The sequence below is a fragment of the Psychrobacillus lasiicapitis genome (assembly GCF_006861795.1).
GTDB lineage: Bacteria > Bacillota > Bacilli > Bacillales_A > Planococcaceae > Psychrobacillus > Psychrobacillus lasiicapitis.
Genome location: NZ_VDGH01000013.1, coordinates 126707 through 149766, shown reverse-complemented (window position 1 = coordinate 149766; position 23060 = coordinate 126707). Strand labels below are relative to the sequence as shown.

The 23060-nt window shown below is 36.3% G+C and carries 25 protein-coding genes and 1 other annotated feature; of the genes, 6 read left to right on the top strand and 19 right to left on the bottom strand.

What is annotated here, in order from left to right:
• Positions 1 to 7: 7 nt before the first annotated feature.
• The 3 genes from gcvPA to FG382_RS19770 form a co-directional block, all read right to left on the bottom strand.
• The gene (gene gcvPA, locus FG382_RS19780; RefSeq protein WP_142540615.1) at positions 8 to 1399 is read right to left on the bottom strand and encodes an aminomethyl-transferring glycine dehydrogenase subunit GcvPA; all 1392 of its coding nucleotides are present in this window, start codon (positions 1397 to 1399) and stop codon (positions 8 to 10) included.
• A 29-nt stretch (positions 1400 to 1428) separates the two neighbouring features.
• Positions 1429 to 2214 carry an SDR family NAD(P)-dependent oxidoreductase gene (locus FG382_RS19775; protein ID WP_142540596.1) on the bottom strand — a complete coding sequence of 262 codons (786 nt, stop codon included), beginning with the start codon at positions 2212 to 2214 and terminating at the stop codon, positions 1429 to 1431.
• Between the two features lie 183 nt (positions 2215 to 2397).
• Positions 2398 to 3144, bottom strand: coding sequence for an SDR family NAD(P)-dependent oxidoreductase (locus tag FG382_RS19770; protein WP_142540595.1), 747 nt, complete (start codon positions 3142 to 3144; stop codon positions 2398 to 2400).
• Between the two features lie 352 nt (positions 3145 to 3496).
• Here FG382_RS19770 and FG382_RS19765 point away from each other — a divergent pair, with 352 nt between their 5' ends.
• A complete protein-coding gene (locus FG382_RS19765; protein ID WP_142540594.1) occupies positions 3497 to 4891 on the top strand; it encodes a sigma-54 interaction domain-containing protein in 1395 nt (464 codons plus the stop codon).
• Positions 4892 to 5437: 546 nt separating this feature from the next.
• Here FG382_RS19765 and FG382_RS19760 read toward each other — a convergent pair.
• The 7 genes from FG382_RS19760 to FG382_RS19725 form a co-directional block, all read right to left on the bottom strand.
• Positions 5438 to 5950, bottom strand: coding sequence for a GNAT family N-acetyltransferase (locus tag FG382_RS19760; protein WP_142540593.1), 513 nt, complete (start codon positions 5948 to 5950; stop codon positions 5438 to 5440).
• A 41-nt stretch (positions 5951 to 5991) separates the two neighbouring features.
• Positions 5992 to 6972 (bottom strand): GyrI-like domain-containing protein, encoded by a 981-nt coding sequence (locus FG382_RS23315; RefSeq protein ID WP_229677342.1) that lies wholly within the window; start codon positions 6970 to 6972, stop codon positions 5992 to 5994.
• 35 nt (positions 6973 to 7007) lie between these two features.
• A complete protein-coding gene (locus FG382_RS19745; RefSeq protein ID WP_142540592.1) occupies positions 7008 to 7475 on the bottom strand; it encodes a GNAT family N-acetyltransferase in 468 nt (155 codons plus the stop codon).
• A gap of 163 nt (positions 7476 to 7638) precedes the next feature.
• Positions 7639 to 8430 (bottom strand): hypothetical protein, encoded by a 792-nt coding sequence (locus FG382_RS19740; protein WP_142540591.1) that lies wholly within the window; start codon positions 8428 to 8430, stop codon positions 7639 to 7641.
• A gap of 351 nt (positions 8431 to 8781) precedes the next feature.
• On the bottom strand, positions 8782 to 9363 hold the full coding sequence (locus FG382_RS19735; protein ID WP_142540590.1) for a histidine phosphatase family protein: 582 nt from the start codon (positions 9361 to 9363) through the stop codon (positions 8782 to 8784).
• 57 nt (positions 9364 to 9420) lie between these two features.
• Positions 9421 to 9963, bottom strand: a complete 543-nt coding sequence (locus tag FG382_RS19730; RefSeq protein WP_142540589.1) for an NUDIX hydrolase — start codon at positions 9961 to 9963, stop codon at positions 9421 to 9423.
• Positions 9923 to 10411 (bottom strand): NUDIX hydrolase, encoded by a 489-nt coding sequence (locus tag FG382_RS19725; RefSeq protein ID WP_142540588.1) that lies wholly within the window; start codon positions 10409 to 10411, stop codon positions 9923 to 9925. Before FG382_RS19725 ends, FG382_RS19730 begins: the two co-directional genes overlap by 41 nt.
• A gap of 211 nt (positions 10412 to 10622) precedes the next feature.
• Between FG382_RS19725 and FG382_RS19720 the strand changes: the two genes are divergently transcribed.
• Positions 10623 to 11261 (top strand): cupin domain-containing protein, encoded by a 639-nt coding sequence (locus FG382_RS19720; protein WP_142540587.1) that lies wholly within the window; start codon positions 10623 to 10625, stop codon positions 11259 to 11261.
• 199 nt (positions 11262 to 11460) lie between these two features.
• On the opposite strand, the gene hslO is transcribed toward FG382_RS19720, so the two are convergent.
• A complete protein-coding gene (hslO, locus tag FG382_RS19715) occupies positions 11461 to 12339 on the bottom strand; it encodes an Hsp33 family molecular chaperone HslO (protein WP_142540586.1) in 879 nt (292 codons plus the stop codon).
• Between the two features lie 323 nt (positions 12340 to 12662).
• Between hslO and FG382_RS19710 the strand changes: the two genes are divergently transcribed.
• Together FG382_RS19710 and FG382_RS19705 are read left to right on the top strand one after the other, a co-directional pair.
• Positions 12663 to 12827 (top strand): aspartyl-phosphate phosphatase Spo0E family protein, encoded by a 165-nt coding sequence (locus FG382_RS19710; protein WP_142540585.1) that lies wholly within the window; start codon positions 12663 to 12665, stop codon positions 12825 to 12827.
• A gap of 105 nt (positions 12828 to 12932) precedes the next feature.
• Positions 12933 to 14189, top strand: coding sequence for a TolB domain-containing protein (locus FG382_RS19705; RefSeq protein ID WP_142540584.1), 1257 nt, complete (start codon positions 12933 to 12935; stop codon positions 14187 to 14189).
• Between the two features lie 576 nt (positions 14190 to 14765).
• On the opposite strand, the gene FG382_RS19695 is transcribed toward FG382_RS19705, so the two are convergent.
• The 4 genes from FG382_RS19695 to FG382_RS19680 form a co-directional block, all read right to left on the bottom strand.
• Positions 14766 to 15848: an FAD-dependent monooxygenase gene (locus FG382_RS19695; RefSeq protein ID WP_142540582.1), complete on the bottom strand. Its 1083-nt coding sequence runs from the start codon at positions 15846 to 15848 to the stop codon at positions 14766 to 14768.
• A gap of 615 nt (positions 15849 to 16463) precedes the next feature.
• Entirely contained in the window at positions 16464 to 16889 is a 426-nt protein-coding gene (locus FG382_RS19690) for a GNAT family N-acetyltransferase (RefSeq protein ID WP_142540581.1), read from the bottom strand.
• Positions 16890 to 16930: 41 nt separating this feature from the next.
• Positions 16931 to 17683 (bottom strand): SDR family NAD(P)-dependent oxidoreductase, encoded by a 753-nt coding sequence (locus FG382_RS19685; RefSeq protein ID WP_142540580.1) that lies wholly within the window; start codon positions 17681 to 17683, stop codon positions 16931 to 16933.
• Complete coding sequence (locus FG382_RS19680) at positions 17670 to 18611, bottom strand: MBL fold metallo-hydrolase (RefSeq protein WP_142540579.1); 942 nt, start codon at positions 18609 to 18611, stop codon at positions 17670 to 17672. The genes FG382_RS19685 and FG382_RS19680 overlap by 14 nt, the downstream gene beginning before the upstream one ends.
• Positions 18612 to 18734: 123 nt before the next feature.
• Positions 18735 to 18949: a binding site (T-box leader), on the top strand.
• Between the two features lie 50 nt (positions 18950 to 18999).
• Between FG382_RS19680 and proC the strand changes: the two genes are divergently transcribed.
• Both proC and FG382_RS22815 read left to right on the top strand, forming a co-directional pair.
• Entirely contained in the window at positions 19000 to 19812 is an 813-nt protein-coding gene (gene proC / locus FG382_RS19675; protein ID WP_142540578.1) for a pyrroline-5-carboxylate reductase, read from the top strand.
• A 389-nt stretch (positions 19813 to 20201) separates the two neighbouring features.
• On the top strand, positions 20202 to 20357 hold the full coding sequence (locus tag FG382_RS22815) for a hypothetical protein (RefSeq protein WP_170206589.1): 156 nt from the start codon (positions 20202 to 20204) through the stop codon (positions 20355 to 20357).
• A gap of 16 nt (positions 20358 to 20373) precedes the next feature.
• Here FG382_RS22815 and rnz read toward each other — a convergent pair whose 3' ends face one another.
• The 4 genes from rnz to copZ form a co-directional block, all read right to left on the bottom strand.
• The gene (gene rnz / locus FG382_RS19670; protein WP_142540577.1) at positions 20374 to 21321 is read right to left on the bottom strand and encodes a ribonuclease Z; all 948 of its coding nucleotides are present in this window, start codon (positions 21319 to 21321) and stop codon (positions 20374 to 20376) included.
• 248 nt (positions 21322 to 21569) lie between these two features.
• On the bottom strand, positions 21570 to 21896 hold the full coding sequence (locus FG382_RS19665; protein ID WP_142540576.1) for a four-helix bundle copper-binding protein: 327 nt from the start codon (positions 21894 to 21896) through the stop codon (positions 21570 to 21572).
• A 174-nt stretch (positions 21897 to 22070) separates the two neighbouring features.
• Positions 22071 to 22655 (bottom strand): YdhK family protein, encoded by a 585-nt coding sequence (locus tag FG382_RS19660; RefSeq protein WP_142540575.1) that lies wholly within the window; start codon positions 22653 to 22655, stop codon positions 22071 to 22073.
• A gap of 188 nt (positions 22656 to 22843) precedes the next feature.
• Entirely contained in the window at positions 22844 to 23050 is a 207-nt protein-coding gene (gene copZ, locus FG382_RS19655; RefSeq protein WP_142540574.1) for a copper chaperone CopZ, read from the bottom strand.
• Positions 23051 to 23060 lie beyond the last annotated feature (10 nt).

Sequence of the window (23060 nt, the reverse complement as noted above, 5' to 3'; positions counted from 1 at the left end):
ATTTATTTCATTTTGAGTTTATGCACTGCTTAATAACGGAAACAAGCTGGTCGATATCTTCTTTTGTATGAATTTCTGTTACACAGAATAAAGCACTTTGTTGTAATTCTGGAAAATCTTCAGAAAGGTCTTTACCTCCAAAAATTCTATTGTCTAGAAGATACTTATTAATCTCTTTTACTGATTTCCCAGTATAGGAGAAGTCCACAACGAACTCTTTAAAACTAGTTGACTCAAATCGTGATGCTACTACATTTGGAATACTTCCTATCTGTTGCATTGCATATTGCGATTTTTGCATAATAGATTTTCCAAGCTCATACATTCCCTCAGGACCCATTAAAGATAAATAAACTCCTGCAGTAATACCCCATAATGCCGTCTGTGTACCTACGAATTCTTTTCCTTTTTCTCTTTGTGCAAAGGAAGTTCGATCATAATACACATCACCAAACCCATACTCACCTTCTACAACTGTAGGTGCAATTCCAAATAATCTGGATGGGTATTCTTGCACAAATTTGATATCATCGTGGGTTGCAATAAACCCTGATTGACCACCACCGTAATTCATATGCATACCTAATGGTTGAAGATCACCACAAACAATTTCAGCGCCATAGTGACTAGGTGGCTCGACAATACCTAGCGAACTAGGATCGACTCCCACAATCGTAATTGCTCCATGTTTTTTTGCTAGTTTACTAATTTGTTGACCTTGTGTTTCTAAAAATCCTAAATAGGATGGATTTTCAAAGTAAACAGCTGCTGTATTAGATGATACTTTATTTTCCAAATCTTCGAGATCAATTTGTCCAGTATCTTCTTTATAGTCAATCAAACTTACATTTATATACGGAGAGCAATAGTTTTTAATAACTTTTAGCCGATCAGGTGAGATTGTTTTGGGTAATAATACATCTGTACGATTTGTTATTCGGGTTGCCATCCGAATAGATGTTGACGCTGCTTGCGCCCAATCAAATGTCGGAACATTGACAACATCCATATCGACTAACTCTGCCATTAAACTCTGGTACTCAAAAAGAGCTTGGAAGCGACCGTGATCTTCGTATGGATCCCCTGCATACCCAGTTACAAATTCTGCACGAGAATTTATTTCATCACAAATAGCTGGGATAAAATGATTCCAACAACCAGCACCTAAAAAGTTCAGATATTCTGTTGTACTCGTATTTTTAGATAATAATCCCTCCATATATCTACGTAGTTCATATTCCGAAAGTGCTTTCGGAATGTGCAATGTTTCACGGTAATGCAGCTCTTCTGGAATCCCGGAAAATAGCTCCTCAATCGTCTTTACTCCAATTTCTTTTAACATTTGCTCTTTGATTTCAGGTACTGTATTTGGAATATAAGGATGTGCAACTTTTTTCAATTCTTTCATAACAATTTCCTCCTCATTTATTATGCTAGGCCTCCGCCATCAACCGTAAGAACCGTTCCCGTCACCCATGAAGCCAAATCACTAGCCAAGAACAATACACCTTTACCGATATCTAACGGGGTTCCAATTCTATTTAGTGGTCTATCAACCGCAGAAGATGCTAAAAAAGTATCCTCATCATGTTTTAATTGTTTTGCTTCATCTCTTAGGAGAGGTGTGTCTGTATCGCCTGGACAAATACAATTCACTCGAATATTTTGAGGGCCATGATCAATAGCCATTGCTTTTGTTAAATTCACAACACCAGCTTTCGCTGCGCAGTAGGATGCTGCCAAATCCCCACCTTTCAATCCCCATCCTGATCCAGTATTAACAATACTTCCCCCACCATTTTTATCCATGATAGGAATAATATATTTAGACAATAGAAATGCTCCTTTTAGAGAAACATCTAGTACTAAATCCCAATCCTCCTCAGAATGATCAACAACCGTTTTTCGCCGGATGACTCCTGCATTATTAAAAAGCACATCAATTTTACCGAAGTCATCTTCAATTCTCTTTGCAGTTACCCTGCAATCCTCAGAAGATGTCACATTGCATTTGTAAAATTTCACATTTATGTTTTTAATAATCATTTCCTCAGCAACTTTTTTTCCTTGGTCTTCATTGATATCTAATAATGCTACTGAGGCACCTAGTTCCCCAAATAAATTTGCAGTTGCTAAACCTATTCCTGACGCAGCACCTGTAATCGCAACTACCTTATTTTTAACACCTAGTAAATCTTCGTAATTCAAATACATCTCTCCCCTTTCTACGTAAATTAATATTGCAATTTTTGTGCCAACTTTTTTAAAGTAAAGAAGCACATATAAAACACAGGAAATTGCTAACGATTATAAATTAATTCAATTAATATCTAGTGTCATAGATGACAAAAGTATGACTGTTTTGTCATCTACGTCACTCGGTAAAAACTAGTGAAGTTATGCTAGCTCTCCACCGTCAATTGGAATATGTTGTCCTGTAATATACTTCGCCTCTGAAGATGCTAAGAAAGCAAATAGTCCAGCAACTTCTTCAGGTTGAGCATGTCGTTTTAATGGTATTTTCTCATTTACTTGCTCTAATGCTTCTGGGCTATATTCTGCAATTTGCATTGGGGTAAGTACATATCCTGGACAAACTGTATTTACACGAATCGTTGGTGCTAATTCCAATGCCATTGTTCGAGCTAAAAGATTCACTCCAGCTTTAGATGCGTTGTAATCAGCATACTTCGGATGACCAACTAAACCATTTGTAGAAGCTGTCATTAAAATAACCCCACTTTTTTGTTGGATCATTCTTTTTGCCGCTTCTTGTGATGCATAGAATATACCATTGAGATTAACCCCAATTACTTTATCCCACTGTTCTGGAGTAATATCTATAAAACTAGATCTAACGCTTATGCCGGCATTTGCAATAAGGATATCAATACCCCCAGCCAAGTTATCCATTTCTAGAAAGGCATTTTGTACACTTTCGTAATTGCTTACATCCGCGAAGATACCGTGTTTTATTGTCGGATATTCTCTCAATATTCTATTTAATGACTCTTTATTATTATCAATAATAGTAACAATAGCTTCTTCATCTGCAAATCGAAGAGCAGTAGCTAAACCAATGCCACTTGCACCTCCAGTAATAACAACACGTTTATCCATTAGACTATCCTGATAATTACTCATAATTGTATCCACCTTTCAAATTTCAAAATTTTATTTCGTTTTAATATTTTATTATTTAAATTTCCCCATCTAGTTCCTCCCCTATAATTCAGGGCACTAATATCTTTTGCACCGCTGAATTTTTAAAATCTGTATTTATATTTTAGTCTTGCAATTTCTATGCCAACTTTAGTAGGCGGACTAAAAGTATGACGTTGACAAGGAAATTAGTAAAAGTGGAAAGAGAAAACAATAAAATGCTTCTGACACTTTTGACATAAGACATGACATATCAAATTTTTATATATTGACTATTCCGAATTTTATAAATACAATGAGTTTTAAGTTGAATATTTTTTAAAGAGGTGATTAGGTGATTTTATTAAGTTCTATTTCGAAAGTGATACAAGCTTTTTCAGGGCTTTTGCAAGTCGATATTGCTTGTTTTGATAAAGAGGGACGTTTAATAGCCGCAACCGAGGATTATATTACCCAAAAGGGAATGAAGGTACATGTTCCTTTTTTTGATAAAATATACGGAAATCACATCACTCTACTTCATCAGCCAGGAGATATGAAAATGTGTGAAGGGTGCCATTTTTTTAATAATTGTCCATCCAATGCAGAACTAATTCAAGATATGATGTTAAATGGTGAAAAGTTTGGATATCTTTCATTGGTTAGTCTATCCCCTCAAAATAAAAGTATTTTAATCGAACAAAAAGATTTATACACAGAATGGTTAACTCGTTTAAAAGATATTATCATATCAATTTTAAGGGATTCTAATGAGTTTAAAAGTAATCTTTCTCCCATTTATTCTTCAGGCAATTACATTTTTGGAAACAGTCAAGCATTCAAACATATTACAGAATTAGTGAAGAAAATACGAAATAGTACATCTACAGTACTCATTACAGGAGAGACTGGGACTGGGAAAAGTATGTTGGCAAAGTATATTCATGAAAATAGCACAGTGAGTAACGGGCCCCTAGTAGAAATAAACTGTGCAAGTATACCAGAGAGTTTATTTGAGAGTGAATTATTTGGCTATGAAAGCGGTGCATTTACCAACGCTCGAAAAGGTGGAAAAAAAGGTTATTTTGAATCTGCGGATAACGGAACATTATTCTTAGATGAAATTGCGGAGCTTCCCATACACTTGCAATCGAAACTTTTAAAGGTATTACAAGACGGGATAATCCAACGGGTTGGTGGAACTAGTGTGAAAAAGGTAAATGCAAGAATAATTGCAGCTACAAATCAACCTCTAGAAGAATCCATTAAAGAGAAGAAGTTTAGATCAGACCTATTCTATCGTTTAAACGTAATTCCAATCACAATACCCCCTTTGAGAGAGCGGCTGCTCGATTTACCTTTACTAGTAGAAGAAATGAAAGAAAACTTGAAACATAGATCTGGTAAGTATTTCAACTCTTATACCAATGGATTTATGGAAGTACTATCTTCTTATTATTGGCCTGGTAATTTAAGAGAACTTGAAAACGTTATAGAATATAGCATGAATTTTGAAACAGAAAATGCTTTAAGTGAACGATCACTTCCTCCATATCTTTTAGCAAGTTGCAAAGATGTTCAGCAACCACAAAAGAATCCAGAATTAGTAGATGTAGAGAGAGAGATAATAACTCAAAAACTTAATATCTATGGGTACAATTATAATGGCAAGCAAATGGTTGCAAAGGATTTAGGGATGAGTATTCGAACTCTTTATCGCAAGTTAGAAAAGCTTCAAATACTGTCCTGATTAACTATTTTTCATAACTTAAACTCAATTGTATGGAATAAATCTATATGCATCTCTCAATAATCTATACAATAGAAAAATTATTCAAGAAGAGACTTTAGAGAATCAGATGACGATAAAAGAATACATTGATCCTTCCACAGGTGAAGAGAAGTGAACAAGAATGTTAAAAATAGTAGAACCACTTTAGCGGTCATGTAAAGCGGAGTGCGGTTTGCGGACCTTTCAGTATGTCTTAAGACATTGGTCAGTATCCCGGCGTTTCAAGTGCAGAACAAACCACCAGTTATACTGGTGGTGCTGATTTAATATATCGTAAACCTGCTCTTGATTGAAGATTCACTGACCCAGAACACCAAATTCAAGCCATCCAATCAGTTAAAGTGTGTAAGACTTTTATAAGTAAGATCACCATTTACGTTTTTTCTAAGAACACTGCAAATTACCATATCATAAAATGAAAATATTAATCCCCAAACTTCAAAACATGGTGAAGCGACAAGGAAAAATGATAAAAGTAATTCATCTCAGAACGGCTCCTTTCAGTCATTTAATTCTTTTTTGATATTTATGATGACCATCTTTTAACCCGATAAGTTCAAAATTGTTTTTCTTATAAAAGGCATTTAACTTTGGGTTGTCTGAAACGCAATCTAGTTTAATATATTCTTTGTGGCCGTTCATACTGTTTTGGATCCAGCTTAATATACTGCTACCTAATTCTTTTTTCATATAAGAGGGAATGACTGCGAAACGGTGCAAATAAAGAGAACTCGAGTTTAATTCTTCTCCCCAAATATGCTTATCCCACTCACTCTGTGTACTTAAAAGCGTAAATGTAGCAACTAATTGATCATCTTTTAAGACGGTATATGTTTCTTGATTGTTAATTGCTTGTTCAATTTCGTCATCATCACCACCCTCTAAAAGAAATCGCCACTGGTCTATTTCATTGTCCTTCATCCATACAGCTAGTTGTTTTAACATTTCGATTATTTTAAAGGTGTCTCTACCTGTTGCAATTTTAATTTCAAGATTATCACAGTTATTCGAAAACATTATTTATCCCCTTTATATTTTTTCATTAAAAACCATGACTATTAACTATAAATTGGTAAATATATTTCCACTTCTTCCTCACTATTTTCAATTGGATGATAGGTCTCAATAATATAAGATTCCAAATTTCTTTTATAACCTTGTTGTTCTCCCCAATTTGATAATTTGGAATGAAGATCTGCTATATCCGAGATTCTCCCTCGAACAGTCATATAATCGTGTGTAATCTCGATCAATTCCATGCCGGATGGGATTTCATTTGAAGCACCATTAACGATTAATCCAACATAATAATTGCCTTCTATATGATCAGCTGCTCTTTTTGGTTCGTAGAGAGCAATTTCTGTTGCTGTATGATTTTTTATCTCATCCGCTCTTTTTAAAAGTTGATGTGCAAAGATGGGTACTTCCTTTCCAAAGTTTGCAAAGAACCCTCTATTTTTCATGCCCACTAATTTAAATTCTCTTTTTACCTTTCTGAATTCCATCTTAATACCCCCCAATTCCATTTTCTGTGCAAAACCCATTCTACACATGGACCAATTCAATGTTGTCTTTTGGATTTTCTCATGTAAATCCCATAAGCTGTCGACTAATCGCAATTCAATATTCCTTTTAAAGAGAGCAGTGAATAAATTATCTATTTTGATTTTATTAATCGGTATTTGCTTTTTATCACTTATAAAATAACCCGCATTTTCGTCCAAAAGGGTAAATTCCAAAGTGTTAAATTCATATAAGTATAAGGTAGTATTTTGCATCACTTCGAACCATTTATGTTCTATCGCTACTACATAAGGGCAAGACTTAGACGAAAAATAGGTTCTTTTATCTGCCTCCGAAGTGTTCGGTCCCACATGATAGCATACACGCGGGCAGTTCCTTGGAGTCAAAAAGTTTGGTAAACATTCTTCATTTATGGCCCATACAAGCCCTTTCGTCTGATCTAAATCTGTTCGAGTTGGTATTCTTGGTTCAAAAAATTCTATATTACTTTCTTCGCTAACATGAAAGAGTCTCATTTGATAACATCCTTGTACAGATTATTTATTTTCTTCTAAGAAGGGAAATACTCCATAGGTTCTTTACAATGAACGTATCCATTTCTTTTATAGTAGTCAACGCTATCATCACTTGGCCAAACGATGATAAATTCATAGTTATTCTCGCTCACCCATTCATTAATAGTTGTGATCAATTTACTTCCTATTCCTTGTTTTCTTGACTCTTTTACTGTATAGACATTTGTCATATAGGCAAATGGGTAAGTAATCCTACCGGGTCGAGGTACTTTTTCTATTAATTGTATGTAAATATGAGATACGATTTTTGCATCTTCCTCTGCAACCCAAATAAACCAAGTGTCGCTTATCAAAGCACTCTCTAAAAAAGTACGGCATTCTGATTTAAACGACTCTAAATCACTCTCTGTAAATATTTTCGTTTTGTTATCTTCAAGAGTGAAATCCCATCTCATTTGGATTAACTGATCAAAATCTTTTCTATCAGCGAGCCTAAATTTCATTTGTATGTTCTCCTTTTGCTATTATTTCTTAATACCAATTCATTTGAGAAAAAAAAATGATTTATCCTATAGTGTTTTATTCTTCAAACAATCAATAAAACCCTTTTTGCAGCTTTTAAATCCAATAGAAAAACATCTCCATAACAGAGATGCTTTACTTAAACTATTCAATGGAAGTGACGATTTCCAATGCAATCATTGGATCTTTGACTTCGTCTAACATATAAACAACGTTTTCGTTTTGCCAAGCAATTCGGTTATTTGATTGGTAGACGTCAATATGTGCGAATCCATTCGGTTTTGGAATAGGCAATGTATGGGTTTCTAAAAATTCGGTAGCTTCCTTAGCAAGTTCTTCTCCTTTTTCCCCATCTGTAGTACGCGTATGAGTAGCGATCGCCCAACGACCTTCATTCCAGCTTGTCCACATAGAACCTGCGCCAGCGTCCTGGTAGCCGGTGATTCCGTAGCCAAGGTCGATAGGTTGTCCTCCCAGCTCACTAAAGTTTTCAAAAGCTATTTGTTCATCTGCTTCCTGCTTGCTCTCATATTTTTGAGCATGAAGACGAGCTATAATTTGGCCGTCAGCACTAGTTTCATGATTAATGGCAGTCGGCTCATTACTTTCGTAAAAAACAACTTCATAATGGCTCTCATCTGATGTAGTTGTTGCGGTTAAATACTTTTCATTTTGTAATGGCAGTTCGCTTGGAAGCAATTTAGTTAAATTGGTTTTCAAGTCCGTTTTAATTGCCTCTATTACTTCTGCTTGGGTCATTTCTGGATTAGTTTGATTAGATTCATGGGCAGTTGGGTCTTGTGTGGCGTCTGATTCAACCTCCACAGCCGGCAATTTATTATCATTCGTAGCGTTTTCTGCGTCACTATTAGGAGAACAGGCACTAAGCAAAATTATTGTAAAAGTTGGTATAAAAATTCGCATTAAAGGTTTCACTTGAATCTTCCTTTCTTTATACCTGTCATTTTTCCCTACGCCCAAAAAAGTAAACCCCATTTGAGTAACTTAGGAGTTTACTAACTGGAAATAATATTTACAGGGAGGTTCTATTGTTCCTTAAAACATTTTTTAATCAGACTCCATGTAATATCAGCAAAAACCATCGAACAAGGAATCATTAAGACAATTACTATAGACGCGATGAGCTCTGATGTAGGATTAAACGGGATAAAAGAGACAAAAATAATATTCATTATTTTACACAATACCATAAACATTAGAAGTGACAATAAAAGAAGAATTATTTTGTTGGTGATACTATAAATTTTCTACTCTCCTTTAGCAAATTTACGCTTCTAGGTGGCTTGTGCAATTATACAGTGTACAATCCCAACTATTTTCAATGTTTTTAAGAATAGTTAGGGACGCATTTTCCATGTTTGTATTAGGAAATCTCTCTGGCAACAAATGCCGTAATGTGAGACCAATCAATGCACCATGACTTACCACTAGTATACGTTTGTCTTGATAGGCCATGACTGCTTCTTCTAAAAATACACTACCTCTTTTGGATACATCCTCAAATTTCTCCATGCCTAAATCCAGTTTGCGCCAGTTACTACCCCACATTTGTAACCTTTCTTCTTCGGTTGTTCCCTCTATTAGCCCGCAATCAATTTCTCGAATTCTAGAATCATAAATTGCGATTGGCAAATTTAATTTTTCCGATATGACAAGTGCAGTTTCCTTTGCACGAGATAAATCACTTGCTATAATTATGTCCCATTTTTCACCAAGGGAAAGTCTTTTTGCTAGCGCATGTGCTTGTTTTAGCCCTGCTGAATTTAAAGGTATGTCAGAAATTCCTTGTGCCTTCCTCATTTCATTCCACTCAGTCAGTCCATGTCTTATTAATCCGAACTTAGTCATTTTTTCGCCTTCTTTTTTAATAGTTCTTAACACAATCTCCAGTTCCTATTTCTATAACTATTTTGTTAGGAGTTTTTTAGACAGATGGTAAGCGCTCACCGTAAATAACTGGTTGATCTTTCCTGTTGCAATCATGGTTTCCATATCATTCAAATCTACCAAATGAACATCTATAAACTCTGTCGGGTCCAGCTCTTGATCAAAAGCCTTATACGCATCTTTAATCAAAAAAGTAATTACTTTATTCGTTTGAGTTGCAGGATTAACAAAGAATTCACCTAATAATATAGGTTGCTTTTTACTAATAAATCCTGTCTCCTCCCTTACCTCTCTTAATATTGCATTTTCATATGCTTCATTTTCCTCTGGCTTACCAGCTGGAATTTCTAAAAAGAAATCTTGTGCAGCGTATCGATATTGTTTAACTAGTACTATCTTTTTCTCTTTTGTAAGAACGATAGCGTTGACCCAGTCGACATATTCATTCACATAATAATTCTCAATAATTTGTCCATCAGGAAGTTCACAAGTATCTTTACGCAAATTTCCAAAGGCTGTTTTATAGACATAATTTGCATTTAATGTTTTCCAATTGCTCATTATCTTCTTCCTTTCCAATCATTTTACACAATACTTCTTTTAATCCATTAGGATAGGTAATCTTCTTGTCTTTAATAATATCCTCCAATGAAATCCACTTAGCACATGTGATTTTATCTCCTTCTACTACCTTAAATATTTCTTGTTCATTTAAGCTTTTATCTTCCAACTCTACTATGTAAATTTGAATTAGTTCATGACCAATATGTCCATCGATGGTAAATATATTCTCCCGACAAGTAACATAGCGTTGGATTGTAATTTCCACAGATAATTCTTCTCCATATTCTCTTATCACTGTTTCATCGGATTTCTCACCAATTTCGATAGTACCACCAATTGGTCGATAAAATAGTCCTGTGCCTTTAGAATGTTTACCTTCTTGTTCTTCAAGTAGCATTTTATGATCTTTGAATAATAAGCCTAATGATTTAGCTTTTGGAAACATCCCTTTTCCTCCAAAATTTTGAATAGTATTGACCGTTTATCATTAAGTAGAATTTCTTCATCAATTATAGATGGTTTGTATCATCGCAACATAGCTTCTTTTCAACGAGTAAGTTCTCCCTTGTCCATTATTGCACAAAAAGTTGGGTCACTACATATGATGCAAAGAATGTGCCCCAAACACATTACATTGGGAAAAGGCAGGTTAAGCTATGGATTCGCCAATTGACTACACTTCTCCATCCGCCCAGTTCACTTTTGACGTCAATAAAAACCCTTTCTTTACAAAAGATAATTTTAACTTTATGAATATAATAGGTATCGAACAGTTGAATACATTAGATAATTTATCGCTGATCGATATTTTCCTAAGTAGAAGTAACAATATTGAACCACATTACCACCCGAATGCTTCCGAGTTAGTATACTGCATTTCAGGTGCTATGGCAGTTTCCATACTTAATCCGTTTACGAAGCAATATCAACATTACACAATCACTCCTGGCCAAGTAGCAAATATTCCACAAGGCTGGTGGCATTACCAAATGGCAACAGAGGATCGTACACATGCGCTTGCTATTTTCAACGCATCTACACCGGAGGTAATTCTTGGTTCGGATATTTTAAGATTAACACCATCGAACATTATGGCTCATACTTATTGCATGGACGAAAATCAATGGAGAAAAGCGATCAAACCTATTACAGCTTCCACCTATATTGGACCACCGAAAAATTGTCATCGGAACCATGGAAGTAACGCGCAGGCTTTTCCAAATTATATATACCCTTATGGAAATCAAGGATATCCAATGCAACCATATACGCCTTATAATCATCCGAGATGTTAATCTGTATCTTGCCAGCATAATATATCCGTAAAATAGTGATGGCATTTCATTTAGGATGCAAAGTTCCTTCATACAATGTGATTTATTTACATGTAAGCAATATTCTCCTTTTATTATCTATAGTCCTTTATAAATCAGTAATTCATGGGAATGAAAAAAGACTGTCTGATGATAAACATCCAAACAGTCTAATAGGTTCCTATTTCGTTTCTTCTAATAGTTTCTCCAAATCAGCTTTCGTAAATAAATAATATTCATTACAGAAATGGCATTGAGCCTCTGCTTTTCCATCTTCAACAATCATGTCTTGAATTTCTTGCTGTCCTAAACTAATAATTGCTCTGGCAATTCGGTCTCTCGAGCACTGACACTGAAATTGAACCGGCATTGTTTCCAGTACACTTACATTTTCCGCCCCTAACACTTCTTCCAGCATTTTTTCTGGTGTAAGACCTTCTTTTACCATTGTAGAAATAGACGGAATTTGTAGCAAACGGTTTTCAATAAATCGAATCGTTTCTTCCGAAGTTCCAGGTAACAATTGAATAATGAAACCACCCGCTGCTCGGATGGTATTATCCTCATTTACCAGCACTCCTACACCAACAGAGGATGGGGTTTGCTCTGAATTCATAATATACGAGGTAAAATCATCTCCTATTTCACCTGTTTCAATAGCAACTTGACCAACAAATGGCTGACTCAGCCCAACATCCTTTGAAACTGAAAGAGTTCCGTTTGTACCTACCGCACGTTTCACATCTAATTTACCTGACTCTGACACTTCGAAATGGGTTCTTGGATAAGATACATAACCACGCACCTCTCCTTTTGCATTTGCATCGACAAGAATCGTGCCAATTGGCCCTCCTCCGTCAATTTTTATCGTTAATTTTTCATCGCCTTTCATCATAGCGCCCAGTATAGCACCTGCTGTCATGGAACGTCCAAGCGCCACAGAAGAAGTGGGAAGTGTATCATGGCGTCGCTGTGCCTCACTAACTGTATCAGTTGACCGAATGGCATACGCCCGAACTTGATCTTGAAGTGCAATTGCTTTTACTATATAGTCATTCATATTTTTTTCTCCTTTTATAGTTGTCGAAAAGACGAACTATTAACATGCTACTAGCATAAAGTAAATCTCTTCTTAAGCAAAGAAATTCAATCCCTATAAAAAAGTCAATATATTTTATATTACTTATTATAGACAAAACGATTCATTTTTGCTTGTCTTTATAATTATACATATAGTTTGTGACTATTTTATGAACATTTAGTTTTTTTTCACCATACGACAATATTTGCATTTTTCCTGTTATACAATGTAAAAGTTGGTTTAGACACCACACAAAAACGGATATCAATTCGATAACTAAAATATTATTTGGAGGAAATACCGTGTTGAACTTATTGGATGAAAAAGCTTTATTGTTTCAAATTGCAATAAAAAGAAAAATCATGTACAAAAAAGCAAAAAACTATGGATTTACACATCCTACAGTTGTAGAGTGTAGCCAAGAATTAGATGTACTACTAAATAAATACCAAAAAATTGCTTCTTAGACTAACATACAAAACCGATTTACTTTCCTTAAGTCAGGAAAGTAATCGGTTTATTTTACGGATAAGTTAAAAATAAAAGGGGAATTTAAAGAATGAGGTGATAATTTGGCAAAAATTATTAAGGCATTGTTAATCTTCTATTTAATATTCCCCACAAATACTCAAGCAGAAACGGATATATCAGATGTAAAAGTTGCATATGAAAAAGACGGCTATTTATGGATAAAAGTCAACAACAAAGAAGAGAAAATAACCGAAGAAAAAGCTAAGTACAATTACCCTCTCACGTGGTCATTCGATGGAAAAATGCTTCTCTATCAAAAGATAGTTCCCGGTAATTTGACTGATTCCAGAGAAAACTCCAACGAGTTATGGATTTATATGATCCAAACTAAAACGCATAAAAAAATCTTTTATGACGGCTATAATCCCAAATGGTCACCTACTGAAAATAATGTAGCTTTTATGAGCGGAAGCGTTTTAAATATATCCGATTTAAAGAGCTTTACTAACATAGCGTTAGGTGTCGATAGTTATGAATGGCAGCCGGACGGGAAAGGATTTGTCACTTCCTCTAGTGCAGATCTTCGGCCGGATGGATGGACAAATCCAGTTCTTTATACAGTTGCTCTGGAAAAGGATTATATGAATAATAAAGATTTGACGAAAAATGTTAAGAAACTGTTTGTTATTCCAAAAGAAATAGGCATAGATAAGGCCAAAATCATTTCTATAAACGCTGATTCATTTAATTATTCTCCAAACGGACAATGGGTATCCTTTAGAGTGTCACCCACTGCTTCTTGGGCAATGGATAATGATATGCTATGCGTTCTTTCTGCAGATGGAAAACAATTTAAAGTGATTGATGAAATGGCTTTAGGATTCGATTCAAAATGGGCTTTTAAGCAAAACTTCCTTGGCTATATTGCTGGCGGTGGAAGAATAGTATATGGCTATAAGAACAAAAACTTAAAAGTAACCGAACTTCCCTCTTTTCTAACGTTAACTCTTACTCCTGAAAAATACGCAGATTTAGGCTTTACATGGGTAAATGACGATTCATTCGTAGTTTCTAGAGTAACTGAAGCAGAATGGTCGAATGAACCCGAAAAACGACCAAATTCCTCTTTATATTTTGTTCCACTATCAGGTGATAAACAAGTGAAAATAACCTCTCCTCCAAAAGGAAAAGAAGATAACAATCCACTATTTCTTCCTGCTATAAACAAACTTACATGGTTAAGACAAAAAGAGTTACCACAAAGTACCTCTGACTTATGGATCGCTGACCCAAATGGTGACAACGCAAGAATTTGGATAAACAACATTGGAATATACAGCTTTTTTCCAGAAAGATAAAGTGAAACTTCAATCAGTGAGGGTTTTCCGACTCGCAGGACGTGCTAGTGGGGACGTTGCGACATGGACGTTGCAACACGATGTTGCGTACTTAGTCTGCTATTATTCAATCGGGCTTTTACGGGCAGTTGATCTCCCACTTCTCTTTTGTTTTTCTTACATCCTGAAACGGGAGTCTTACTGCCCGTTAATGCGGGATAAAGTGAAACTTCAATCATTGGGGATTTTTCGACGCACAGGACGTGCTAGTGGGGATGTTGCGACATGGACGTCGCGCTTTTAGTCCCCGTCATCCCCCAATGATTGTTAGTTGTGGCCCACACGATGTGGGTCACACAGACGTTGCAAACGCTCTTTTATTTTGCGACGAGCTTTGCGCAGGAGCAACACGATGTTGCGTACTTAGTCTGCGATCATTCAATCGGGCTTTTACGAGCAGTTGATCTCCCACTTCTCTTTTTGCTTTTCTTACATCTTGAAGTGGGAGTCTTACTGCCTGTTAATGCGGGATAAAATAACGCACCTCTATACAAAAGGCTAATTAGACCTATTTTGTATAGAAGTGCGTTAAATTCTTTAGACTACGACAACAAAATTCGAGGCAAATGCCTGCTCTTTTTCTACTTGAATCTCTTGTAGATTTTCTACTTCTTTTTTCCTTGCATTCGCACATTCCATATAATTAAGCTGGGAGATATAATTTTGATCAATAAGCGATGCTAGAAAATCAGCATCTTTCAGTGCACTATTTAAACCAAAAGCTCCAGTTGGAGTCATCGTATGCACTGCATCCCCGATTAATGCAACACCGTTTTTCCCCCAGCTCTCACTTGTTGAGCTATATACATCCAGTAATACGAAATCTTTCCACGATTGAATATGATTGTGAACCGTTTCTTCCAGCTGAGGAAACGCTTCGGTTAGTTGGTCGATAAAAGGAGTAAACGGCTGCTTTCTTAACTGAGGAAAAGACCCTTCTTCAATATTCCAGCCAATTTGGATAAAGCCCTGTGCTTGGGTGAACAGAGATAATTGTTTTCCGTCAATAAGTGCCATTCTGATCGATGGCTCCCAATCAGCTGGAGCAGGAATTCTCGCCCAAAGCAAGTCAAATCCATGTTTACGAATTGTTACATCAATTTCTGCTTTTTTTCGAACAGTAGAATAACGACCATCTGCTCCAATAATTAGCTGACTTTCAATGAAAATCTCCTCCCCGTCTTTTACAGCACGGACTCCATTATAAAAGCCAGCATCATCCTTTAGTAGCTCTACTACTCTCGTGTTCATCATTGACTGAAAAGCGGGATACGCTTCCCCTGCTTCCAATAATATTGATAATAGATGCTTCTGTGGAACATGTATGCCTAAATGACCTACTTGTGGATCTGGTAATATTGTTTTAAAAGGCTCGCCTTTATGCCAATATTCTAGTTTTTCCATACGAAGTAGACCTAGTTGTTCGATTTTCTCAAAAAGTCCATGCTCCTTTAAAATTGCTTCTCCTTCTTCGTTTAAATGTTCCCCACGAAAAGCCTTCCCAACAGCCGAATGCTGCTCTAAGAGAAGAACCGATACATTTTTCTTTGCGAGTAAATAAGCAAGCAATGCTCCTCCTGGCCCTGCTCCTACAACACATACATCTACTTTATAATTCACTTCTTATCCTCCTGCTGTGGATAATCGATAACTTTACAAGTTTGACTAACCCAAATTTCTTCAATAACTCATTATTACTTACATAACGTAAGTTAGTATATTATTACAATCTATTATAGTCAAATAAAGTATTATGGTTTCTATAAAAGCAGTTAATTTAGAAGGATTTAAGCAATTTTTTATCAAATAGTAAAAGATGAAAGGATCATTCTAGACAAGTAGAGGGTAGTTTAATACCATGGATCATAATTTATTCTCTTTTATTCCCTTTTTCTGTCCTTCCCCGATGATTTTGTAATTAAATTGGAGGATGTTGTTGTTACGTGCTAAATAGACATACTCTACATATGTTTCATTGTTGAAGGTTACAATTACATAATAAGCTGGAAGCTTGAATCCCCATTTGGCCTCTAACGATTCGATTCTCTTTTCTCATAGACCTTTTCTTCTATTAAATAATTAGCCACTCTCTTTTTATAGGTATGTTTATTTGCTTGGATTGTTACTATAGGTATAATTATTATTCCTAAAAGGATAATAACTAAGAAAATCCAAAAAATCTTCTTAATTCTTATCACATTTACTTCGCAACTAGTCCTTGTCATTTAAAAGAGCTTACTTCAAATCCTTTTTCAAATAATAATGCTTATGCTCTCTTCCTACGTAGTCAATGCAGCCATATACTTCGTAATCATGTTTTTGGTAAAAATCTAAAGCTTGAAAACTAAGTGTGTCGAGCTTAATGAAATCGCACTGATTATCTCGGGCTACTTGCTCTGCTTCTAATAATAGTTTTGTTCCAAGCCCCAATTTCCTTACATTCTCGTTCACAATTAATATTTGGATTTCTAACCAGTTCCAACAGATCTCGCCTATTAACCCTCCACAAACATGGTCATTTTCATTTCGTACAAAAAGATTTATTTCCTTATATCTGCCCCTTAAATCTTCGGGAAAATGTTCTAAATTAAATTGATATAACTCGTTATTAATATATTTAACTGCTTCCTTATCCGTCTCTTTTGTAATATGAAACTGCATCTTTTCTCATCCTTTTCTAGTAGGCTTGTTTTATTGATCCACTATTTTTTTGTAAAAAAACGTTTCCCAACTGTTTCTACCATTTTAGGGAAAACTGCATATAATTTGCTTGTAATACTCATATAGGACGGGAGATCTATCTCACGAACTGGATTCTGGATTACTTTTTCAATAGAGGATACAACCGTTTCAGGCGAGAGGAGATGCTTGCTTAGTCTTTCGCGATAATTTCCGGTTTGATCTGCTAAATCGAGAAATGGTGTATCGATTGGTCCAGGATTAATGGTCGATATTTTTATTCCAAATTCCTTTAATTCCATACGAACTGCATTGGCGAAGCCTATAATAGCATGCTTAGAAGCTGCGTAAACAGTTGCTTTTGGAGTAGCGACTTTTCCTGCCTGTGAAGCGACAAAAATGATATGGCCGTTCCTTCTTTTTTTCATTTTTGTAGCGAAGTATTTTGTAAGCTTCATCGGTGCGAGCACGTTAATCTGCAGCATTTGATCCATATGGGTTTCTTCTAAATCTGTTAAATAAGCAAATGTACCTACTCCAGCACAATGCACGACTACATCGGGCGTTCCCATCTCTTCAAATAGATTTTCGAATGATTGTTCTACTGTTAAATCCGCTTGTATTGTATGTATGCCTAACAAATTTAATTCATCTAAAGCTGCTATATTTCTGCCTGTAGCCCATACTTCATAACCATCCGCTTGCAATTTCTTAGCAAGCAAAAGTCCGACGCCACTTGTAGCGCCGGTAATGCATACTTTTTTATGCTTGCCCATACATTAAAATCCCTTCTTCTGTTCGTCTTTCTGTTATATATTCATTATCCATTAAATAATCGACTTGCCCTATTGTTTCGGAAAGCGTTAATCCTAGTTCTTTTTCATACACTTTTGGAAATAGCTCCTGCGTTAGTTCAAAAATTGTTTTCTCTCCATCTTTCATCATATCTAAAACCTTCATCGCTCGTTCCCTTTGTTTTTCAAGTCTTACTGTAAGAAGCTCATACACATTATAAACTTCCTCTCCATGCCCACTATATACCATTTCTACTGGCAATGATTGGATTCTTTGCAATGACGCATTGTATTGCAGCATGGATTTAGCCCGTTTTTCTTTATTTAGTGGTGGCTCAATTAATGGGTTGGATGAAATTTTGTCTATTATTAAATCACCACCGATTAGCACGTTCTCTTTCTCTGACCAAAAAGAGAGATGACTTTGCGCGTGGCCTAATGTTTCTAACACTGTATACTCAGGATGACCAGGTAGTATATCCCCATCTTGTAGAATTTTTTCAACTGGACGGTTTCCAATAAAATGAAGTGGTCTTTTCATTTTTTCCACCCAGCGCAAATAATTCTCTGGGACCCCTTCTTCTATCAAACTTTGCAGGTAGAACTTGTCATGAAACTGAAAGAAATCCTTATCTTTCGTTAACCAAGGTTGATTATAAGCATGACCTAATATGGTAGCTTGTTCAAATGCATCCACCCAACCGGCATGATCTGGATGATGGTGTGTTAATAACACTTGTTCAATATCTGTTAGTGCATAGCCAGCTTCTTTTATCCCATTTTTGAGTGCTGCATGAGCTTCTTCAGTTTTTGGTCCCACGTCCACTAACGTTAATGCATCTCCTTTTAATAAATACGTATTCACATCTCCTACTGCAAAAGGTGTTGGCACACTAATTTTATGTATCATCTACTCAGTTCCCCTTTGTTATGAATGCTTATTCATTCCATTGTACAGCTTTTTCCATAAGACGTCACTAAAAGGACGTTGACTTTTTATTGGAACACACATATAATTTCATTAATTCAGAAATTAAAAGCCAAGATGAAGAATAGTACATATATGATGGAGTACTAGAGAGTGAAATGACCCGCTGCAAGTTTCACCTCCCGCTCATATGTCGAACCTACTTCGGAGCTACTATGAAAACATAGTCGTGCCTCCCGCGATAAGGAGGATTAAGTTGTGTCGATTTTTTATCGACAAATTTAGGTGGTACCGCGGAGACAAGCGTTTTCGTCCTTATTTATATAGGACGGGAGCGCTTTTTTATATGACCAAAAGGAGTGGATTGTACATGTCGAAGATCGTATTTGTGGGAGCTGGAGCAATGGCTGAGGCGATTATTAATGGCTTGACGAAAGAGGAAAAAGTTTCACCTGCACATATTCATGTGATGAATAAATCAGATATGGAACAGCTAGAACATTTGAAACGTTCGTATAACGTCCAGATTGTTTGTGAAGAGAAAAGAGCGTTAAAAGAAGCAGACATTGTCGTTTTGGCAATGAAACCAAAAGATGCAATAGAAGCTTGCAATGAAATTGCTCCCTATACAAACAAAGAAGCGATGATTATATCTGTTATTGCAGGTGTGTCCATTCAAACAATCGCATCTCATTTAGGCGACCGACCAATAGCGCGTGTAATGCCAAATACTTCTGCGGCAGTTGGGTTAAGTGCTTCTGCTGTATGTTGGAATGAACTTGTATCTGAGCATTCCAAGCTTGAAATTATCCATATATTAGAAGCAATTGGCTCAGTGAAAGCAGTTGAAGAGGATGATTTACATGTAGTGACGGCACTTGCAGGAAGCGGTCCTGCTTACTTATACTATTTTGCAGAGCAGTTTGAAGCAGCAGCTGTACAGCATGGATTGTGTTCTGAAGATGCACGTCAATTGTTTATCCAAACGATGGAGGGTGCAGCACAAATGTTGAAAAGAGGCGATGTTGAACCATCCGAACTTCGAAGAAAAGTTACAAGTCCAGGTGGCACAACTGAAGCTGGCGTAGAACAGCTAGTTCAGCATAAAGTAAACGAAGCAATATTTGCTTGTATCGACGCTGCCCAAAACAAATCTCGTGTTCTTGGAAAACAGTACGAATAAAGTGAAACTTCAATCAGTGGGGGTTTTTCGACGCACAGGACGTGCTAGTGGGGACGGTGCGACATGGACGTCGCACTTTTAGTCCCCGTCATCCCCCACTGATTGTTAGTTGTGTCCCACACGATGTGGGTCACACAGACGTTGCAAACGCTCTTTTTTTTTGCGACGAGCTTTGCGCAGGAGCAACACGATGTTGCGTACTTAGTCTGGGATCATTTCATCGGGCGCATGCCAGCAGTTGATCTCCCACCTATCTTTTCGCTTTTCTTCAATCTTGAAGTGGGAGTCTTACTGCCAGTTAATGCGGGATAGACGTGGGAAAAACTGTTTAAGGGAGACCCAGTGGTATTTAAGAGCAACCAAACAACGAGAAAGGTGTGTACGATTGTATGGATAATTCATACTTTGTCGGTTGGGGTACCCTTGCCCTCATTAATGCAGGCATAGCACAAGGAAAAAACAGAAGCGGATTAAATTGGTTCCTTTTATCACTTATTATCGGACCAGTTGCTACATTAAGTTTAGTTATCATTGAAAAAAAATAAAAGATCCCGAGTGGTGCTACGCCCTCGGAATCTTCTTTAATAACCCACTTGACCAATCATATTCAGCAAAATCCTCCGCTACGTATATGGGAAACTCATAATGTGCTACCTGGGCAATCATGTTTTTTATATCTGATGGCATAAATCTTGCACTTATATGATTGACAATCAAGTGCTTGGCCTCAGCTTCTTTACACACATTTGCTGCATCTATTATAGTGGAATGTCCGTACAAACCCGCTAGTTCAGCCGTTTCTTGGTCAAACGTTCCTTCATGCACGACAATATCTGATCTCTTACTCAGTAAAATTGAGCTCTCGCAAAATTTTGTATCGCCTAATATAGTTACTTGGAATCCATCTTTTGGTTCCCCTGTTACTTCGGAACTCTTAACGATTCGACCATCTGCTAACTCTACATCATGACCTTCTTTTAATTGTCTTAGTAAAGGACCTCTTGGAACACCAAGTGCATCCGTTTTTTCAATCAACAATTCAGGAGGTAGTGCTTTTTGCGTCACTTTGTACCCAAAACAAGGAATAACATGTTCAAGAAATTTTGCTTCTACAATGAATTGATCATCTTCAAAAATAATACCTTCTTCGATTTCCATAATATTCAGTGCATATTTAATATGTGTTTTTGATGTAGCAAGTGTTACTTCAATCCAAGCTTTAATACCAGCTGGTCCATAAATCGTAAGGGGTTCATCTCCACCTAAAAAAGAACGAGAACCAAGCAAACCAGGCAGCCCGTATATATGGTCTCCATGTAAATGTGTGATAAACAATTTCTCTAATTTACGCGGTTTTAAAGTAGTATGTAATATTTGATGTTGTGTTGCCTCCCCACAGTCAAACATCCAAAATGTTCCCCGCTCATCGAGTAATTTTAATACAGTGGCAGTTGTATTTCGTTGCTTTGAAGGCATTCCTGCACCTGTCCCTAAAAATAATAATTGCATCTGTTCACCTGCTTTCGTCATCAACCAAAAAGCCAACTTTGAATTCTAGGCTTTCATTTACTTTAATTCATTTAATACTACCTTTTCGGAACATGTCTTGCAACAGATTACCGTATGAAAAACATGAAGTAATAACAAATTCTTTTAAAATATAGGTTCACTTTATATTTGTCGTTAAAAATTATTTAAGGCTACTGTCAAACTCACTTTAGTTTGGCAATAGCCTTAATTAAATTACTCTTTTTCCATTATAAACTCATCTCACGACATACTTCCGCACATTTACGACATGCCTCCGCACACTTTTGACAATGTTCATGATCATGCTTAGCACATTCTTCTGCACAGCGATAACAGATTTCCGCGCAAAGTTGGCAAATTTCCTTAACAAATGGATTATTTGAAGTCATAGCTTGTATTGCAAAGGCACAAATATCAGCACATGCCCGATCTAATCGGATGCATTCTGCCATCATTTTCACATCATCTTCTTGTAAACATGCATCAAAGCAGGTATTACAAGCCTTTAGGCACTCTAAGCAAGCTTTAATACATTCATCATATTTTAGGTTCATCAAAACTCCTCCTACTATTTTAAATTATTGATTTAATAATTATTTATTTTCCCTATAAGTATTGGTTTAAACTAAAATAAAGAAGTCAATAACATGTTATTGATTTGAGTCATATAAAAAAGTGCTGTCCATAGAAGACAGCACCTTAGGCCACTCACTAATCCGAAAACACACTTATTTAGATGACAGTTCACTTTCAGTAACCCATTTATGATTGGTCACCTTTTCTCCATCAGTTGTTGATGTGTAATCAACCATATAAACCGTTGTTTTTTCTGCTGAGTCTATTTCAGCAGTTGCACCTTGCATCCCTTCCATATGATCAGCTTCTATCGTTACTTTTGATCCTGGTTTTAAGGCTTCATCACCAGCATCCTTGATCTCTTCATGAATAATCCATTTGTGATTGCTCACTTTTTCTCCACCTGTAGTAGGAGTATAGGAAATTGTGTAGACTGTTGTATCGTAGGCACCTACTATTGTTGCTACTGCACCTTTCATCCCGTGCATGTGATCAGTTTCGATAATTGCTTGACTTCCTACTGGGTAAATAGGATTATCTGCAACTTTCAAACCTTCCGGAACTTCCCCAGAAGTAGAATGGTGCATCATCGAGTGATCTGTGTTCCCGCTTTCTTCTTTGCTTGTACTACTATTCATATTTTCGTTGGAGTTCGTTTCGCTTTTATCATCTGCACAAGCTGTCAGTGTAAATATTGCAGTCAAACATATAACTCCTAGCATAAGTTGTTTTTTCATCTTTATCACTCGCCCTTCAACTTTGATATATTCACTAACTTACATTGCGTTAGCTTGTTACTTGTATACACTAGAATGAGGAAAAACTTGTCCGCTCAGTATACTAAGCTTGCACATTTCATTATCATACGGGATAGGGGTATATATCGTTGTAAGAAAGAGAGTGCTAATACAGCACTCTTACTGAATTAATCTACGTCATATCCTTGATCGTCTATCGTCTCTTTAATCTTAGCTACTGTTACTTTTTCGTTATCAAATGAAACATCTACTCTGCCTGCATCTAAATGAACTTTTACTTGCTCTACTCCATCTAGTTTTCCTACGTTACTTTCTACAGCATTTACACAATGACCACAAGACATTCCTTGTACATTCAATGTTATGTTTTCCATCTGTATCATT

Bases quoted from the DNA above. Each gene is read 5' to 3' on its own strand.
- FG382_RS19665 (WP_142540576.1), bottom strand. From the start codon at position 21,896: ATGAACCTAAAATATGATGAATGTATTAAAGCTTGCTTAGAGTGCCTA.
- FG382_RS19690 (WP_142540581.1), bottom strand. From the start codon at position 16,889: ATGCAGTTTCATATTACAAAAGAGACGGATAAGGAAGCAGTTAAATAT.
- FG382_RS23315 (WP_229677342.1), bottom strand. From the start codon at position 6,972: ATGAGACTCTTTCATGTTAGCGAAGAAAGTAATATAGAATTTTTTGAA.
- FG382_RS19745 (WP_142540592.1), bottom strand. From the start codon at position 7,475: ATGAAATTTAGGCTCGCTGATAGAAAAGATTTTGATCAGTTAATCCAA.
- copZ (WP_142540574.1), bottom strand. From the start codon at position 23,050: ATGGAAAACATAACATTGAATGTACAAGGAATGTCTTGTGGTCATTGT.
- FG382_RS19730 (WP_142540589.1), bottom strand. From the start codon at position 9,963: ATGAGCAATTGGAAAACATTAAATGCAAATTATGTCTATAAAACAGCC.
- rnz (WP_142540577.1), bottom strand. From the start codon at position 21,321: ATGCAATTATTATTTTTAGGGACAGGTGCAGGAATGCCTTCAAAGCAA.
- FG382_RS19735 (WP_142540590.1), bottom strand. From the start codon at position 9,363: ATGACTAAGTTCGGATTAATAAGACATGGACTGACTGAGTGGAATGAA.
- FG382_RS19680 (WP_142540579.1), bottom strand. From the start codon at position 18,611: ATGATACATAAAATTAGTGTGCCAACACCTTTTGCAGTAGGAGATGTG.
- proC (WP_142540578.1), top strand. From the start codon at position 19,000: ATGTCGAAGATCGTATTTGTGGGAGCTGGAGCAATGGCTGAGGCGATT.
- FG382_RS19775 (WP_142540596.1), bottom strand. From the start codon at position 2,214: ATGTATTTGAATTACGAAGATTTACTAGGTGTTAAAAATAAGGTAGTT.
- FG382_RS22815 (WP_170206589.1), top strand. From the start codon at position 20,202: ATGGATAATTCATACTTTGTCGGTTGGGGTACCCTTGCCCTCATTAAT.
- FG382_RS19725 (WP_142540588.1), bottom strand. From the start codon at position 10,411: ATGTTTCCAAAAGCTAAATCATTAGGCTTATTATTCAAAGATCATAAA.
- FG382_RS19770 (WP_142540595.1), bottom strand. From the start codon at position 3,144: ATGAGTAATTATCAGGATAGTCTAATGGATAAACGTGTTGTTATTACT.
- FG382_RS19760 (WP_142540593.1), bottom strand. From the start codon at position 5,950: ATGTTTTCGAATAACTGTGATAATCTTGAAATTAAAATTGCAACAGGT.
- FG382_RS19660 (WP_142540575.1), bottom strand. From the start codon at position 22,655: ATGAAAAAACAACTTATGCTAGGAGTTATATGTTTGACTGCAATATTT.
- hslO (WP_142540586.1), bottom strand. From the start codon at position 12,339: ATGAATGACTATATAGTAAAAGCAATTGCACTTCAAGATCAAGTTCGG.
- FG382_RS19685 (WP_142540580.1), bottom strand. From the start codon at position 17,683: ATGGGCAAGCATAAAAAAGTATGCATTACCGGCGCTACAAGTGGCGTC.
- FG382_RS19720 (WP_142540587.1), top strand. From the start codon at position 10,623: ATGGATTCGCCAATTGACTACACTTCTCCATCCGCCCAGTTCACTTTT.